The organism is Azotobacter salinestris (assembly GCF_009363155.1).
Taxonomy (GTDB): Bacteria; Pseudomonadota; Gammaproteobacteria; order Pseudomonadales; family Pseudomonadaceae; genus Azotobacter; species Azotobacter salinestris.
In genome coordinates, this window is the sequence record NZ_CP045302.1 from 778067 (window position 1) to 793235 (window position 15169).

A 15169-nucleotide genomic window follows, 5' to 3' on the forward strand; every position below is an offset into this window, starting at 1 on the left:
CGCTGCGCACCCGGTCCTGTGCCCGGCAGAATGAAGCCCGGCGCCTGCGCGCACTCCATACTCCAGGACAAGAAAAGAAGGTTGGCCATGAAGATCGTCATCGCTCCCGATTCGTTCAAGGAAAGCCTGTCGGCCGCCGAGGTGGCCGCGGCCATCGCCGCCGGGCTCGGCGAGGTCTGGCCGCAGGCCGAGCTGCTCTGCCGGCCGATGGCCGACGGCGGCGAGGGCACGGTGGAGGCGGTGATCGCCGCGGTCGGCGGCGAGCGGCGCGAAACCCTGGTGCGCGGCCCGCTCGGCGAGCCGGTGACGGCGCACTGGGGCTGGATCGCCGAGAGCCGCAGCGCGGTGATCGAGATGGCCGCGGCCAGCGGCCTGCACCGGGTGCCGGCGGATCGGCGCGATGCCCTGCGCAGCTGCACCTACGGCACCGGCGAGCTGATCCTCGCGGCGCTGGAGGCCGGCGCCGAGCGGATCGTCCTCGGTTTCGGCGGCAGCGCCACCAACGACGCCGGCAGCGGCATGCTGCGCGCCCTCGGCGCGCGCTTCGAGGATGCCGAGGGCCGCCCGCTGCCGCCCGGCGGCGCGGCGCTGGCGCAGTTGCAGCGGATCGACCTGACGGGCCTCGATGCGCGCCTGGCGCAGGTGGACTTCGAGGTGGCCTGCGACGTCGACAACCCCCTGTGCGGGCCGCGCGGCGCTTCGCAGGTGTTCGGTCCGCAGAAAGGCGCGACGCCGGAGCAGGTGCGCCAGCTCGACGCCGCCCTCGCCCGCTTCGCCGACGTCTGCGCGGCGACCCTGGGCCGCGATGCGCGGGACAGCCCCGGCAGCGGCGCGGCCGGCGGCATCGGCTTCGCGGCGCGAACCTTTCTCGGCGCGGCCTTCCGCCCCGGCATCGAGCTGGTCGCCGAGGTCAGCGGCCTGGAGCAGGCCGTGATCGGTGCCGACCTGGTGATCACCGGCGAGGGCCGGCTCGACGAGCAGACCCTGCACGGCAAGACGCCGATGGGCGTGGCGGGCATCGCCAAGCGTCACGGCGTGCCGGTCGTCGCCCTGGCCGGCATGCTCGGCGAGGGCTACGAGCGCCTCTACGGCCACGGCATCGATGCCGCCTTCAGCCTGGCGCCGGGGCCGATCAGCCTGGCCGCCGCCCTCGCCGACGCCCCCGTCCTGCTGCGCCAGCGCGCCGCCGACATCGCCCGGCTCTGGCAGCTGGCGCGGGGCTGAGCGCCGCCGCGCCGGGGCGTCGCCGGGCTTGTCAGGGCCGGCAGGAGACGCCCTCGCCGGCATCGCGGCGGCTCCGCTGTCGGTCTCCCACACAGGAGGCACCCGTCCCGGAGGCGGGTCACGGGCCCCGAAATCGGCTACAGTCAGCCACGGCAGCCGGCCAGATAGCCTGGCTGGCCCCGGTGTGGCAGCGGCCCGGGCGGTCTTCGCTGCGCCGGCGAACCGGAAAGACGCTCAACCCTTGAAAGCGGGAGGAAGTAGATGCCCTTACTGGCCGGGATTCTCAGCGCTCTCGCGCTGGCGCTGGCGTTGGCCACCATCGCCGGCGTGATCGCCCCGTCGCTGTTCCGCAACCGAAAGACCGGAGAGGTTCCCAGACGCCTGTCCCTGCTGGTCTGGGGATGCATCGCCGTGCTCGTGGCCATGATTCTCGCCGGCAGCCTGGTACCGCGACCGGCAGCGGCGCCGACGGCCGGGGCCGGGTCGAACGAGGCCGCCTCGGGAAGCGCACCCCGCTGAGGGAACCCGGTTCGCCTGGCGTTCGGCCGGGCGAGGCCTGGTCGTTGGCATGGCCGGCCCGCCACAGCCCATGGACAGGCTCTCAGCGAAATTCCTTGTAGTTCAGGTTGTGCCGGGCCATGCGCAGGCCGAGGATGCGCCGGGTCAGGCCCAGGTGGGCGGCGGCCTCGGTCATGTTGCCCCGGTGCCGCCTGAGCGCCTCGACGATCAGCTCGTACTCCGCCTGCCCCAGGCGGACGTCGAGGATGCCGGCGGCGGACGGGCTCTCGGAGACCGCCGGGGTCTGCAGCGAAGGCGGCAGGTGGTGGGTCTCGATGACCCCGCCTTCGCAGAGGATCACCGCCCGCTCGATGACGTTCTCCAGCTCGCGCACGTTGCCCGGCCAGTGGTAGCACATCAGCATGCTCATCGCCGGCGCGGCGATGCGCTCCACCGCGATGCCCAGCTCGCGGGAAAAGCGCGCGACGAAATGCTCCGCCAGGGTGGCGATGTCGGCGCCGCGCTCGCGCAGCGGCGGCACGGTGATGGGGAAGACGTTGAGCCGGTAGTAGAGATCCTCGCGGAAACGCCCCTGCTCCACCATGCCTCGCAGGTCGCGGTTGGTGGCGGCGAGGATGCGCAGGTCGACCTGGTGGGTGAGGTTGCCGCCGACCCGCTCGAAGCTCTTCTCCTGGAGCACCCGCAGCAGCTTGGCCTGCATGGCCAAAGACAGCTCGCCGACCTCGTCGAGAAAGATGGTGCCGCCGTCGGCCATCTCGAAACGCCCGCGCCGCTGGTTGGCCGCCCCGGTGAAGGCGCCCTTCTCGTGGCCGAACAGCTCGCTCTCGATGACGCTCTCCGGCAGGGCGGCGCAGTTGAACTTGACGAAGGGGCCGTCGGCATTGCTGCTGTTGTAGTGGATGGCGCTGGCCACCAGCTCCTTGCCCACCCCGTTTTCACCGAGGATCAGCACCGTGGTTCGCGAACGGGTCACCTTCTCGATCAGCGCGTAGACCTCCTGCAGCGGCCGCGAGCTGCCGATGATGTTGCTGGGCCTGAAACGGCTCTGCAAAGCCGAGCGCAGGCGGCGGTTCTCGTCCTCCAGGGCGGCCTTGCGGACGTGCTCCTGCAGGTGCAGCTCCACCGCCTGGGCGGTGGTGGCGGCGAGGATGGCGAGGATCTCCGCGTCCAGCTCGAGCATCTGCCGGTTGGCGTAATGGCGCTCGGCGACGATGGCGCCGAGCACCTTGCGGTCGCGTCGGATCGGCACGCAGAGGAAGGACTGGCTGCCCGCCTCGCCGGGCAGCACCACCGCCTGGCCGCTGTCCACCACCTGGGCGACGATGCCCTCGCCGCGGGCGAGGCAGCCCGAGACCTCCTCCTCGTCGCTCAGGCCGCAGCCCTGCTGGATGAAGATCCGCCCAGACTCCGGCTCGCGCAGGTTGACCATGCCGCGCGTCACCTTCAGATGGCGCTGCATCAGCTCCAGCAAGACGCGCAGGATACCGGCCAGATCGCCGCCCTCACTGGCGATGCGCCCCAGCTCGCCGAGCAGCGGCAGCAGCTCGGTGCGGCATTCGCCCATGTCCCACTCGCAGGGCTTGTCCTGCACCGGCAGCTCCCGGCCGGAAAGCGCGTCCGCCGACGCCTGGGAACGCCGGCTCATGGGCGCCTCCCGGCCCATGCGCACAGGCTCCGCCAGGACAACGGCAGCCCGTGGCGGAGCCGCAGAGGTTGCTTGAGTCGTTCCAACGCCGTCCGGGATTCGCCGGGCAGCAGTCCGTATCCGAGGGCTTTCATGGCTGGCTGAAAAGGGTCTCCGGGTAGGGTTTGCGCCGCCGGGGCGGCATCCGCGGGAGATACAGCAAGCTTCGTTCCACACGCCAGGCCCCCGCAAATCCCGCCCCAGCCCGCACAAACGTACGCATGCGAACGAAAGGTCGGCCGGTTGCGCACGCGCCGGTACATCCCGGCCCCGGCAGCACAGGGCAACGGCGCTGCCGGGCAAGCCCGGCCAGCGCGGCGAACGCCCGCCGGGCGCCGCACAGCGCCAGGCGCCGACAAGGACAGGCCGGCACTGGCGTCGATCTTGCGAGGGGCGGTCCGTCACCCTCCCCAGGAGCCCCGCCATGTCCGAATCCATCCCGTCGCAGCCCGCCAGCGCCCGCATCTACCGTTTCGAGCCCTATCACTTCAGCCACCACCTGCCGCCGGACACCCGCGCCAGGCTGAAGGAAATCTTCGCCCACTGGAACGAGACGGAAAAAGCCGAGGCGCTGGTCCGCGACATCATCGACCAGGCCCCGGACACCCTTGGCGTGCGCATCGTCGCCTACCGCTTCTACTTCTACCGGCGGCGTTCGCTGGAAGCCGCGCACTGGGCGCTGTCCTGCATCGAATGGCTGTCCCGGCGCCTCGGCCTGCCGGCCGACTGGCGCGCGGTTCGTGCGGAGATGGCCGACTTCGTCCACTGGCACGCCTTCACCCGCCTCTGGCTGCAGTCCCTCACCGCCTATGCCTACAACCTCGCCCGTCTGGGCCGCGAGGCCGAATCCCTGGAGGCGCTGGACAAGGTGGAAGAGCTGGATCCCAGCGGCAAGCTGGGCGCACCACGCCTGCGCCAGGTCTTCGGCGGCCCGCGCAGCGACGCCGGCATGCTCTTTCCCAAGGCGTTCGAGAACTGGCGCTTTCCCCGGCGCCAGGACGAGTGCTGACCCTCCGGCCCCAACTGGCCTGTCGGCATTCGCCAGATGCACTTCAGGAACGGGAGTTTTCTATTCCCATGGTCCCACTTGATAGAAGCAAGCCACCGACCGGGCCAAGGCCCTGCCTGCTGAAGGCCAGTACTCCGGCCTCGCCCATCGGCATGCGCCCAGCCACACACCGTTATATTTACCAATATATAAATAATATCCTACACTGCCGTCCGGCCCCGTCAGCCAGGCACCCAGGCCCCGGGCGGGAGAAGGATCTGTCAGCCCCCTGTCCGGCCTGTCCGGGCAAGTCGTGCATTCGCCTGAATGCCCCCAGCGGCATCCTCCGGATGGAGGATCGCCTATTCGACAATCCGCCCGCCGTCCGCAGCGCATCGCGCTCCGGCGCGGTCCCGCGCACGACTGCCGGCCGGTCGCGGCGGGCACAGCCTGAGGAGGCAAGCCATGTCCAACCTGCCACTGGATAGCGAAGCCGGCGAAAGCGCCGAACTTCCCCGGATCGACCCCATCCCCGCCGAATCCCTGCCGCTGGTGCGCGACACCATCGAGCGCCTGCGCCCGGGGGTGCAGCGCGACGGCGGCGACCTGGAGCTGGTCGCCGTGCAGGAGAACATCGTCCGCCTGCGCCTCAAGGGCGCCTGCGTCGGCTGCGCCATGTCCGCCCAGACCCTCGGTGGCGTGCGCCGCGCGCTGGTCGAGGCGCTCGGCAACCCCTCGGTGCGCGTGCTGCCGGCCCCCTGAGCAACGCCCCATGCGCCAGACAGAACGCCAGACAGGAGCGGCCATCCCCATGTCCAGTCTTCCTCACTACTGCGAATGCGACCTCGGCGAGTGCCGCACGGACCTGCTGCCGCTGCTCTATGAAATGAGCCAGATCGCCACGGAGAGCGGCGATCTGTCGAGCATCATCAACATCCTGCTGCGCCTGATGCAGCGCCACATGAAGGTGGTGCGCGGCATGGTCACCCTCTACGACCGGGACTCCGGCAGCATCGTCCTGCACGAGAGCTTCGGCCTCAGCCCCGAAGAGGCCGGCAAGGGCGTCTACCTGCTTGGCGAGGGCATCATCGGCAAGGTAGTAGCAACCGGCCAGAGCATCGTCGTGCCCTGCATCCGCGACGAGCCGGCGTTCCTCAACCGCACCGGCAGCCGCGACTGCGCAAGCGACGACGCCAACCTGTCGTTCATCTGCGTGCCGATCATGCGCGGCCGCCAGGTGATGGGCACGATCAGCGCCGAGCGCCTCTACGACAACGCCGAACTGCTCAAGCTCGACGTCGAGGTGCTGTCGATCCTGGCCACCACCACCGCCCAGGCGGTCGAGCTGTATTTGGTGGAAAACGTCGAGAACGTCGCCCTGGAGGCAGAGAACCGCCGGCTGCGCAGCGCGCTGGGGGAACGCTTCAAGCCCGCCAACATCATCGGCAATTCCAAGCCGATGCTCGAGGTCTACCAGCTGATCGAGCGCGTGGTGCGCACCCGGACCACGGTGCTGATCCTCGGCGAGAGCGGCGTCGGCAAGGAGCTGGTGGCCGGCGCCATCCATCACAACAGCCCGGCGGCCAAGGGGCCGTTCGTCAAGTTCAACTGCGCCTCGCTGCCCGAATCGGTCATCGAGAGCGAGCTGTTCGGCCACGAGAAGGGCTCCTTCACCGGCGCCATCGGCCTGCGCAAGGGCCGCTTCGAGGAAGCCGCCGGCGGCACCATTTTCCTCGACGAGGTCGGCGAGATGTCGCTGACCACCCAGGCCAAGCTGCTGCGCGTGCTGCAGGAGCGCAGCTTCGAGCGAGTCGGCGGCAACACCACCCTCCATGTCGATCTGCGGGTGGTTGCCGCGACCAACCGCAACCTCGCCGAGATGGTCGCCGACGGCAGCTTCCGCGAGGATCTCTACTACCGCCTCAACGTCTTCCCCATCACCATCCCGCCGCTGCGCGAACGCGGCAGCGACATCATCACCCTGGCCGACCACTTCGTCTCGCGCTTCTCCAGGGAGATGGGCATCGAGGTCAAGCGCATCTCCACCCCGGCGCTGAACATGCTGCAGAGCTACCACTGGCCGGGCAACGTGCGCGAGCTGGAGAACGTCATCGAACGCGCCATGCTGCTCAGCGAGGACGGCGTGATCCATGGCTACCACCTGCCGCCGTCGCTGCAGGCGCCGGTGGTCGGCGACAGCGAGGCGCCGGCGGACGGCCTCGAAGCGCGCCTCGGCGCCATCGAGTACGAGCTCATCGTCGAGGCCCTCAAGCTGCACCACGGCAACATGACCGAGGCAGCGGCCCACCTGGGGCTGACCCGCCGCGTGCTCGGCCTGCGCATGGGCAAGTACCACCTCAACTACAAGGACTACCGCTGATCGCGGCGGCGTGCCGTCTGCCCGCGCGAAAGTACCGCCGCGTACAGGGATCGTTCGCCGCGGTACATACCCGCCCCCGAAATTCTGCCGAAACCCCTCAAGGACGCGGCTTTGCGCGGTTGGCGCGGCCTTTGCTGCAGCACCCGCAGGCGTTCGCGGCAGAGTGCTCCTGCCAACGCGCTCCGTCTGCCGGACAGCACTTTTCCATCCACCGCACGCGACGGTAGCGACCGTCCGGAGAGGTACGATGAACCAGACCGATATCCAGAACCTGCTCGACGAGCCGGCCTGCACCCACAACACGGCGGGCAAGAGCGGCTGCTCGCGCTCGCGCCCCGGCGCCACCCAGGGCGGCTGCGCCTTCGATGGCGCGCAGATCGCCATCCTGCCGATCGCCGATGCCGCGCACATCGTCCACGGCCCGATCGGCTGCGCCGGCAGCTCCTGGGACCTGCGCGGCAGCAGCTCCTCCGGCCCGCAGCTGTACCGCCTGGGCATGACTACCGAACTGTCCGACGTCGACGTGATCATGGGCCGCGGCGAGAAGAAGCTGTTCCACGCCATCCGCCGCGCGGTCGAGCGCTACAACCCGCAGGCGGTGTTCGTCTACGGCACCTGCGTGCCGGCGATGCAGGGCGACGACATCGAGGCGGTGGCCCGCGACGCCAGCCAGCGCTGGGGCGTGCCGGTTATCCCGGTGGACGGCGCCGGCTTCTACGGCACCAAGAGCCTGGGCAACCGCATTGCCGGCGAGACCCTCTACCGCCACGTCATCGGCAGCCGCGAGCCGGCGCCGCTGCCGGAAGACGCCGTCGACCGCGGCATCAGGGTGCACGACGTCAACCTGATCGGCGAGTACAACATCGCCGGCGAGTTCTGGCGCGTCGCGCCGCTGTTCGACGAACTCGGCCTGCGCATCCTCTGCACCCTCTCGGGCGACGCGCGCTTTCGCGAGGTCCAGACCATGCACCGCGCCGAGGCCAACATGGTGGTCTGCTCCAAGGCCATGCTCAACGTCGCCCGCCACCTGCGCGAGGACCATGGCACGCCGTTCTTCGAGGGCAGCTTCTACGGCATCGCCGACACCTCCCAGGCGCTGCGCGACTTCGCCAGGGCGATCGACGACCCGTCGCTGTCGGTGCGCACCGAGCTGTTGATCCTGCGCGAGGAGAACAGGGCCCGGGCGGCGCTCGAACCCTGGCGCGAGCGCCTCGCCGGCAAGCGCGCGCTGATCTTCTCCGGCGGGGTGAAGTCCTGGTCGGTGGTCTCGGCGCTGCAGGATCTGGGCGTCGAGGTGATCGCCACCGGCACCGAGAAATCCACCGAGGAGGACCGCGCGCGCATCCGCGAACTGATGGGCCCGAACGCCCGGATGATCGACGACAACGACCAGGGCGCGCTGATCGCCACCTGCATCGAGAGCGGCGCCGACATCCTGATCGCCGGCGGCCGCTACCTGTACGCCGCGCTCAAGGCGCGCCTGGCGTTCCTCGACATCAACCACGAACGCGACTTCGGCTACGCCGGCTACGCAGGCTTCGTCGAACTGGCCCGCCAGCTCGCGCTGGCCGTGCACAGCCCGGTGTGGCAGCGCGTGCGCCAGGAGCCGGGCTGGGTGCGCGCGAGCGTCGATGCGGCCCTGCTGGAGGAAGCCTGACATGGCCCGGATCGTCCAGACCAACAAGCCGCTGAGCGTCAACCCGCTGCGCGTCAGCCAGCCGATGGGCGCCGTGCTGGCCTTCCTCGGCCTGGCCCGCAGCCTGCCGCTGGAGCACGGCGCCCAGGGCTGCACGGCATTCAGCAAGGTGTTCTTCACCCGCCACTTCCGCGAGCCCATCCCGCTGCAGACCACCGCGCTCGACATGTTCAGCAGCGTACTCGGCGGCGACGAGCGGCTGCACGAGGGCCTTGCCACGGTGATCGACGAGCATCGCCCGGAAGTGGTCGGCCTGATCACCACCGGCCTGGTGGAAATGCAGGGCGCCGACATCCGCCGCGTGCTGCGCAGCTTCCACGCCGGCCGCTGCGAAACCGCCAGCGTCGTCGCGGTGAACACCCCGGACACCCTCGGCGGACTGGAGAGCGGCTACGCCCTGGCGGTGGAGGCGATCATCCAGGCGCTGGTGCCGGACGCCGTGGTGCCGGTTGCGCAGCGCGCCCGCCAGGTCAACCTGCTGGCCGGGTCGATGCTGACCCCGGCCGACGTCGAGGCGATCCGCGAATGGATCGAGAGCTTCGGCCTGCAGGCGGTGATCCTCCCCGACCTCGCCGACTCCCTCGACGGCCACCTGACGCCCCAGGGCTACACCACCCTGACCACCGGCGGCACCAGCCGCCAGGCGATCGCCGCCATGGGCCGCTCGGCGCTGACCCTGGTCATCGGCGACTCCCTCGGCCGCGCCGCCGACCTGCTCAAGGCGCGCACCGGAATTCCGGACCTGCGCCTGTCCGGCCTGACCGCGCTGGCCGACTGCGACGCCTTCGTCCAGGCGCTCGCCGACGTCTCCGGCCGCCCGGTGCCGGCGCGCATCCTCCGCCAGCGCGAGCAGTTGCTCGACGCCCTGGTCGACAGCTACGTCCCGGTCGGCGGCGCGCGCATCGCCATCGGCGCCGACGCCGACCAGCTGGTGGCCCTCGGGCGCTTTCTCGACGACATCGGCGCCCGCCTGGTCGCCGCGGTCAGCCCGTGCCGCAGTGCGGCGCTGGAGACGCTGAACGTCGAGGAAGTGCTGGTCGGCGATTTCGAGGACCTGGAGGAGCGCGCCCGTACAGCCTCCGCGCAGCTGCTGATCGGCAACTCCCACGCCTTGCAGAGCGCCGAGCGCCTCGGCATCCCGCTGCTGCGCGCGGGCTTCCCGCAGTACGACCACTACGGCGCGGCGGCGCGCCTGTGGGTCGGCTACCGCGGCGCGCGCCAGCTGCTCTTCGAGCTGGCCAACCTGTTCGCCCCCCGGGGCACCGGCATCGCCCCCTACCACTCGCCGCTGCGCCAGGACTTCGACGGCGCCGCCGCACCTTCCGCGAGGAGCATTTCCGCATGATCAAAGTCGCTTTCGCGTCCAACGACCGCGTCAACGTCAACCTGCACTTCGGCGCCGCCGACACCCTGGTGGTCTACGACGTCTCGCCGGGCTACGCCGAACTGCTCGGCGTCGGCGAGTTCGTCAAGGTCAACATGAAGGGCGAGAACCGCTTCAAGGCGCTGTCCACCGACGAGCAAACGGCCAACGTCATCGACCTGCAGCTCAGCACCGAGGAGCTGGAGCGCCTGGCTGCCAAGCCGCCGGAGGACAAGGTGATCGCCAAGCTGGACTTCCTCGACGGCTGCTCGGCGATCTACGCCGCCTCGATCGGCACCTCGTCGATCAAGCGGCTGATCGCCGCCGGCATCCAGCCGATCATCGTCGGCACCGGCCAGACCATCGAGGATTTGCTCAACGAGGTCAGCCTGGCCCTGCACTGCGGCGGCCTGAGCTGGGTCGAGCGCGCCAAGGCCAAGGCCGAACGCGCGGCCCCGGCTCCCGCCGTGCCCCGCGAATCCGCCGGCGGGCTGCGCCTGATCACCTCCATCGAAGAGCTGGAATAACCCGGCTCCGCCCTGCCCGCCGTTCCCGCCACCGGGAACGGCGGGCGGGGAATCCCAATAGCGAGAAACCAATCTCGCCCTTTCCCCACGACCGTTCTCCCGGCCGCCTCCCGCTTCGGGCGACTTTGCGCGCCCAAGCGCCCGAATTCGTCAATCGATCGGTGATAGCATGAAGCCATCTACGGCATGGGCTTCGGCCGGAAGCATTCGGAGCGATGCCGAAAACCTCTGCCCGGCAGCCTCGGTGCGGACCGAGTGGCGACGATACGGGCTTGCCCGCACGCGAAAACCACAGTCAGACCGGGGGAGCGAGAATGGCAGGGAATGTTATGCAATAAGTGGGGGGTATTTACTTACATCATTTGGTGTCGAATGGTAGTTAGGCCCTGACCGAATCTATTCACACCCGTAAGGAAATTTCCCACAGTGGACATCCCACGGATATTCAACATCACTGAAAGTGCTCACCGCATCCATAACCCGATCACACCTGAAAAGCTTGCCACTCTCGGCGCGGCGCTGCGTCTGGAATCGGGGGCCCGAGTGCTCGACCTCGGCAGCGGTTCGGGGGAGATGCTGTGCACCTGGGCACGCGATCACGGCGTCATCGGCACCGGCATCGACATGAGCCAGTTGTTCACCGAGCAAGCGAAACTCCGTGCTGTAGAACTCGACGTCGCCCATCAAGTCAAGTTCATCCATGGCGATGCTGCCGGCTATGTCTCTGACGAGAAGGTCAGTGTGGCAGCCTGCGTCGGTGCCACTTGGATCGCCGGTGGAGTCGCCGGCACTATCGAGCTTCTGGCGCGGAGCCTGCGCACCGGAGGGATCATCCTCATCGGCGAGCCCTACTGGCGGCAGTTACCGCCAACGGAAGATGTTGCCAAGGGGTGTCTTGCCAACTCAATCTCCGACTTTCTCATGCTTCCAGAACTTCTCGCGTCTTTCGGCCACCTTGGCTACGACGTCGTTGAAATGGTTCTGGCTGACCAAGACGGCTGGGATAGATACGAGGCGGCCAAATGGCTCACCATGCGCCGATGGCTTGAAGCCAATCCCGACGACGAGTTCGCGAAAGATGTTCGAGCCCAACTGACCTCGGAACCCGAGCGCTACGCCGCTTACACGCGTGAATACCTGGGCTGGGGTGTGTTCGCGCTGATGCCGCGGTGATGCGTTGGCGCATCCAGCGGATCGTCAACGGCTGTGCCGCGCAACAGCTGGTGGCTCGTCAAGATGTGATTGCGCCTGAATTCATTTCTTATGGTCTAGTTATCCGTGCAATCAACAGAAAGGTCTGTCTCGGGCAGGTCTAACAATTCATATATGGACTCTCCCCCACAAGTGGTGAGCAATGCTGCTCCAACCCTGCCGTCAGCACGGTTGCATTCCTATATCCGGCCTGTTCACGGGTATGCCGCCCAGGCCACTCTGTATTCGCGCAGCGGGGGCCAAGCGCTTCATCGATCACCAGGATCAGCATTGTTATCGGCCTTGCTCCGCTGCAGGACTCGCCTGTTCCGACAGTGTCGCTGTTCATCGCAACCATGGGGAAAACCTGGTTCCGATCAGGTCTGCCATCAGGCGGGTCGGCTGCTCCGCTAGTGGCCTGTGCGGTTAGTTTGTTAACTCAAGTTCGGATGACCATGGTTCCGAAACAAGGCGCCGCGACGAGTCATAGCAGGGCTATGGCGAGGAGTGGCAACGCAGTATCGGGGCCATGGGCGCCGAAATTGACTAACTGAACTAACCAAACAGGCCACTAGCCCCCGCTGTTCCAACCCACTTTCTTTTAGCGCCCCCAGCTCTGGAGATCACCATGCCCACCTGGCTCCGATGGCTGCTCACCGTCCCCTCCGCCTACCTTGCCTGGGTCGCCACGGCGTTCACGGGCATGGCGCTGCATGCCCATGCCGAGCGCGCCTGGTGTCCGGCGGAGGACTTCATTTCCGGCTATTGCATGAACAAGGCGGTCCAGGACCGCCTTGACCTGCTGATCACGGTCTTCGCCGGGCTGTCCGCCGTCGCGGTCATCGGCGCCGCGGTGGCCATGGCGCCGGCCCGAAAGCAGGCCGTTGCCTGGTGCGCCCTCGCGGTCGGCGGTGCGTTCGCGGCGCTGCTGGGGTTTGGCTCTTCGGAGTTCCATGCGGCGGTTTCGCTGGGTGCGCTGGCCTGCATCGGACTGTCACTGCGCGGGCGCCGCCGGGCCGTCAGTCGAACCTGACCAGATTGAGCGCCGGCAGCGGGCCGCCGGGGAACTGCACCAGGCGGGCGCCGATGGCGAGCGGGCCGAGATCGATGGCGAAGAAGCCCAGTTGCTCGATCAGCGCGCCCACCGCCGCCCTGGCGCGGGCGTCGTCGCCGGAGAGGAACAACACCCGCCGACCGCCCTCCGCCCCCGGCGCGCCGGAGACCAGCTGCGGTTGAAGGTGGTTGAAGGCCTTGACCACCCGGGCGCCCGGCACGAGTTCGACAAAAACCTCGCTGGAGACGCGGCCGTGCAGCTCGACCGGCTTGAACAGCGCTGCCTCGATCGGGTTGTTGGCGTCGATCACGATGCGTCCGCCGAAGTCCGGCAGGCCGGCGAGCGCCGCCGGCAGCTTGGACCAGTTGACCGCGACCAGGACGATGTCCTGCGCCGCCGCCTCTTCGCGGGTTCCGGCCCTGATCGAGGGGCCGAGTTCGCGGACCAGATCCTGCAGCGACTCCGGGCCGCGGCTGTTGGCGATGACGGCGGGGATGCCCTGCCGGGCGAGCGCCCGGGCGAATGCCGAACCGATGGCGCCGGCGCCGAGGATACCGATGGTGTTCATGCTGCTGCTCCTGCAGTCGGGATGGGCTGGATCAGGCGGTGAAGCCGCCGTCGGCGACGATCTCGGCGCCGGTGACGAAGGCCGCTTGCGGGCCGGCGAGGAAGGCGACGACGCTGGCGATCTCATGCGGCTGGCCGTAGCGGCTGAGGGCGATGCCGGGGCCGACGATCCGGCTGACCGGGCCGCCGTCGGGGTTCATGTCGGTGTCGGTCGGGCCGGGATGGACGGTGTTGACTGTGATGCCGCGCGGCCCCAGGTCGCGCACCAGGCTGCGGTTGAAGCCGGCGACTGCGCCCTTGGTCAGGGTGTACAGCGAGGCGGTCGGAAAGGCCGCGTAGCGCGTCATCGACGAGCCGATATGAACGATGCGCCCGCCGGCCCTCATGTGGCGCACGGCCTCCTGGGTGGCGACGAACACGCCGGTGACGTTGACCGCGATCATCCGCTCGTAGGTCTCGAAGGCGATCTCCTCGATCGCCCCGCCGAGGCCCAGGCCGGCGTTGTTGACCAGGATGTCAAGGCCGCCGAAGGCTTCGACGGTCGCCGCGACAGCGGCGCGCACGGCAGCCGGATCGCCCGCGTCGGCGGCAATGGCGAGCGCCCGGCCGCCGGAGGCCTCTATGGCCCGGACGACCTCGGCGGCCTTTTCCGGCGAGGCGCTGTAGGTGATGGCGACTGCCGCGCCGTCGGCGGCCAGACGCCTGGCGATGGCCGCGCCGATCGAGCGCGAGCCGCCGGTGACGAGGGCCGCCTTGCCGTTCAGGAGGGTGGTGCCGATGAGGGAGGTGGACATGGTTTTCACTCCGGGGTCGTTGTAGGTGGAGTGAATGGTGGCCCAGTCATTACCTCTTGATTAGCCGGTAATGGCTTGAATCATTTTCAATCATCCGTATAAAGTTCGCCCATGGAAACCCTCGCCAACCTCGAATCCTTCGTCCGCAGCGCCGAGACCGGCAGCTTCTCCGCCGCCGCGCGCCGCCTCGCCCTGACCCCGGCGGCGGTCAGCCGCAACATCGGCATGCTGGAGCGGAACCTCGGCGTGCGGCTGTTCCAGCGCTCGACGCGCAAGCTCACCCTGACCGAGGCCGGCGAGCGCTTTCTGGAAGCCATCGGCGGCAATCTCGACGCGCTGCAGGCGGCGATCGCCACGCTGGCGATGGAGCGGGACGAGCCGGCCGGCGTGCTCAAGGTCAGCATGCCGCCGACCTTCGGCATCACCCATGTCCTGCCGCTGCTGCCGGACTTTCTCGCCCGCCATCCGCTGATCCGCCCGGACTGGCATTTCGAGAACCGTCCGGTGGATCTGATCGCCGAAGGCTACGACGCGGCGATCGGCGGCGGTTTCGAACTCGCCCCGGGCGTGGTGTCGCGCACGCTCGCCCCCGCCCATATCGTCGCGGTCGCCTCGAAGGCCTACATGGTCGAACGCACACCGCCGGCGGATCCCGCCGGCCTGGCCGGATTCGCCGGCATCGTCATGCGCTCCAGCCGTACCGGCCGGGTGCGCCAGTGGATGATGCGCGACGCCGCCGGGGCCGAGATGCCGGCAAGGCTCGCCGAGACGATCACCCTCAACGACCCCGCCGCCATGCGCGAGGCGGCGCTGCTCGGTCTCGGCGTCACGCTGCTCGCCGTGCCGGACGTACTGCCGTGGATCGAGCGGGGCGAACTGGTGAGGCTGCTGCCCCGCTGGTACGCCGACGCCGGCGCGATCTCGCTCTACTACGCGAACCGCACCCTCATGCCGGCCAAGACCCGCGCCTTCATCGACTTCGTCGTCGAGGCGTTCCAGCACGGGCGCCTCGCCGAGCGGTTCGCCGGCAGCCTGGGCTGAGCCCGTCCCGGCGCCACGCAGTCGCTACCAGAAACCCGTCCAGAAACAGCATCCACGTTGAACAGCACCGTCCGAAAGGGGCAGCGCTCGTCCTGTTCATCGCGAGCCAAAGGATGCATCACGGCGTCCCGAGACCGAACC

Annotated in this window: 14 protein-coding genes; 11 read left to right on the forward strand and 3 right to left on the reverse strand. The window is 68.9% G+C overall.

From position 1 onward, the window contains the following. Positions 1 to 87: 87 nt before the first annotated feature. The gene (locus GCU53_RS03595; RefSeq protein ID WP_152386404.1) at positions 88 to 1224 is read left to right on the forward strand and encodes a glycerate kinase; all 1137 of its coding nucleotides are present in this window, start codon (positions 88 to 90) and stop codon (positions 1222 to 1224) included. 261 nt (positions 1225 to 1485) lie between these two features. Further along, positions 1486 to 1743, forward strand: a complete 258-nt coding sequence (locus GCU53_RS03600; RefSeq protein ID WP_152386405.1) for a hypothetical protein — start codon at positions 1486 to 1488, stop codon at positions 1741 to 1743. A gap of 82 nt (positions 1744 to 1825) precedes the next feature. On the opposite strand, the gene GCU53_RS03605 is transcribed toward GCU53_RS03600, so the two are convergent. Further along, complete coding sequence (locus GCU53_RS03605; RefSeq protein WP_244307031.1) at positions 1826 to 3388, reverse strand: sigma-54-dependent Fis family transcriptional regulator; 1563 nt, start codon at positions 3386 to 3388, stop codon at positions 1826 to 1828. Positions 3389 to 3851: 463 nt separating this feature from the next. Between GCU53_RS03605 and GCU53_RS03610 the strand changes: the two genes are divergently transcribed. The 8 genes from GCU53_RS03610 to GCU53_RS03645 all read left to right on the forward strand — a co-directional run bounded on the left by GCU53_RS03610 (position 3852) and on the right by GCU53_RS03645 (position 12605). Then, on the forward strand, positions 3852 to 4436 hold the full coding sequence (locus tag GCU53_RS03610) for a hypothetical protein (RefSeq protein WP_152386406.1): 585 nt from the start codon (positions 3852 to 3854) through the stop codon (positions 4434 to 4436). A 444-nt stretch (positions 4437 to 4880) separates the two neighbouring features. After that, entirely contained in the window at positions 4881 to 5177 is a 297-nt protein-coding gene (locus tag GCU53_RS03615; RefSeq protein WP_152386407.1) for a NifU family protein, read from the forward strand. Positions 5178 to 5226: 49 nt separating this feature from the next. Further along, entirely contained in the window at positions 5227 to 6795 is a 1569-nt protein-coding gene (gene vnfA1, locus GCU53_RS03620) for a vanadium-dependent nitrogenase transcriptional regulator VnfA1 (protein ID WP_152386408.1), read from the forward strand. Between the two features lie 247 nt (positions 6796 to 7042). Beyond that, positions 7043 to 8452, forward strand: coding sequence for a nitrogenase iron-molybdenum cofactor biosynthesis protein NifE (gene nifE, locus GCU53_RS03625; protein ID WP_152386409.1), 1410 nt, complete (start codon positions 7043 to 7045; stop codon positions 8450 to 8452). Position 8453: 1 nt separating this feature from the next. Next, a complete protein-coding gene (gene nifN, locus GCU53_RS03630; protein WP_152386410.1) occupies positions 8454 to 9836 on the forward strand; it encodes a nitrogenase iron-molybdenum cofactor biosynthesis protein NifN in 1383 nt (460 codons plus the stop codon). Beyond that, positions 9833 to 10381: a NifB/NifX family molybdenum-iron cluster-binding protein gene (locus tag GCU53_RS03635; RefSeq protein ID WP_152386411.1), complete on the forward strand. Its 549-nt coding sequence runs from the start codon at positions 9833 to 9835 to the stop codon at positions 10379 to 10381. The genes nifN and GCU53_RS03635 overlap by 4 nt, the downstream gene beginning before the upstream one ends. A 426-nt stretch (positions 10382 to 10807) precedes the next feature. Next, positions 10808 to 11554 carry an SAM-dependent methyltransferase gene (locus tag GCU53_RS03640; protein WP_152386412.1) on the forward strand — a complete coding sequence of 249 codons (747 nt, stop codon included), beginning with the start codon at positions 10808 to 10810 and terminating at the stop codon, positions 11552 to 11554. A 646-nt stretch (positions 11555 to 12200) separates the two neighbouring features. Next, positions 12201 to 12605 carry a hypothetical protein gene (locus GCU53_RS03645; RefSeq protein ID WP_152386413.1) on the forward strand — a complete coding sequence of 135 codons (405 nt, stop codon included), beginning with the start codon at positions 12201 to 12203 and terminating at the stop codon, positions 12603 to 12605. On the opposite strand, the gene GCU53_RS03650 is transcribed toward GCU53_RS03645, so the two are convergent. Next, on the reverse strand, positions 12592 to 13194 hold the full coding sequence (locus GCU53_RS03650) for an NADPH-dependent F420 reductase (protein ID WP_244307034.1): 603 nt from the start codon (positions 13192 to 13194) through the stop codon (positions 12592 to 12594). The two genes, GCU53_RS03645 and GCU53_RS03650, sit on opposite strands and share 14 nt — an antisense overlap. A 31-nt stretch (positions 13195 to 13225) precedes the next feature. Then, a complete protein-coding gene (locus GCU53_RS03655) occupies positions 13226 to 13987 on the reverse strand; it encodes an SDR family oxidoreductase (protein WP_152386415.1) in 762 nt (253 codons plus the stop codon). Between the two features lie 111 nt (positions 13988 to 14098). Between GCU53_RS03655 and GCU53_RS03660 the strand changes: the two genes are divergently transcribed. Continuing rightward, positions 14099 to 15028: a LysR family transcriptional regulator gene (locus tag GCU53_RS03660; protein ID WP_152386416.1), complete on the forward strand. Its 930-nt coding sequence runs from the start codon at positions 14099 to 14101 to the stop codon at positions 15026 to 15028. The last annotated feature ends 141 nt before the right edge of the window (positions 15029 to 15169 follow it).

What these genes read in the sequence shown, in the direction of transcription:
- GCU53_RS03615 (WP_152386407.1), top strand. Translation starts at nt 4,881, where the DNA reads ATGTCCAACCTGCCACTGGATAGCGAAGCCGGCGAAAGCGCCGAACTT.
- GCU53_RS03655 (WP_152386415.1), bottom strand. Translation starts at nt 13,987, where the DNA reads ATGTCCACCTCCCTCATCGGCACCACCCTCCTGAACGGCAAGGCGGCC.
- nifN (WP_152386410.1), top strand. Translation starts at nt 8,454, where the DNA reads ATGGCCCGGATCGTCCAGACCAACAAGCCGCTGAGCGTCAACCCGCTG.
- GCU53_RS03650 (WP_244307034.1), bottom strand. Translation starts at nt 13,194, where the DNA reads ATGAACACCATCGGTATCCTCGGCGCCGGCGCCATCGGTTCGGCATTC.
- GCU53_RS03635 (WP_152386411.1), top strand. Translation starts at nt 9,833, where the DNA reads ATGATCAAAGTCGCTTTCGCGTCCAACGACCGCGTCAACGTCAACCTG.
- vnfA1 (WP_152386408.1), top strand. Translation starts at nt 5,227, where the DNA reads ATGTCCAGTCTTCCTCACTACTGCGAATGCGACCTCGGCGAGTGCCGC.
- GCU53_RS03660 (WP_152386416.1), top strand. Translation starts at nt 14,099, where the DNA reads ATGGAAACCCTCGCCAACCTCGAATCCTTCGTCCGCAGCGCCGAGACC.
- GCU53_RS03610 (WP_152386406.1), top strand. Translation starts at nt 3,852, where the DNA reads ATGTCCGAATCCATCCCGTCGCAGCCCGCCAGCGCCCGCATCTACCGT.
- GCU53_RS03605 (WP_244307031.1), bottom strand. Translation starts at nt 3,388, where the DNA reads ATGAGCCGGCGTTCCCAGGCGTCGGCGGACGCGCTTTCCGGCCGGGAG.
- nifE (WP_152386409.1), top strand. Translation starts at nt 7,043, where the DNA reads ATGAACCAGACCGATATCCAGAACCTGCTCGACGAGCCGGCCTGCACC.
- GCU53_RS03595 (WP_152386404.1), top strand. Translation starts at nt 88, where the DNA reads ATGAAGATCGTCATCGCTCCCGATTCGTTCAAGGAAAGCCTGTCGGCC.
- GCU53_RS03600 (WP_152386405.1), top strand. Translation starts at nt 1,486, where the DNA reads ATGCCCTTACTGGCCGGGATTCTCAGCGCTCTCGCGCTGGCGCTGGCG.
- GCU53_RS03645 (WP_152386413.1), top strand. Translation starts at nt 12,201, where the DNA reads ATGCCCACCTGGCTCCGATGGCTGCTCACCGTCCCCTCCGCCTACCTT.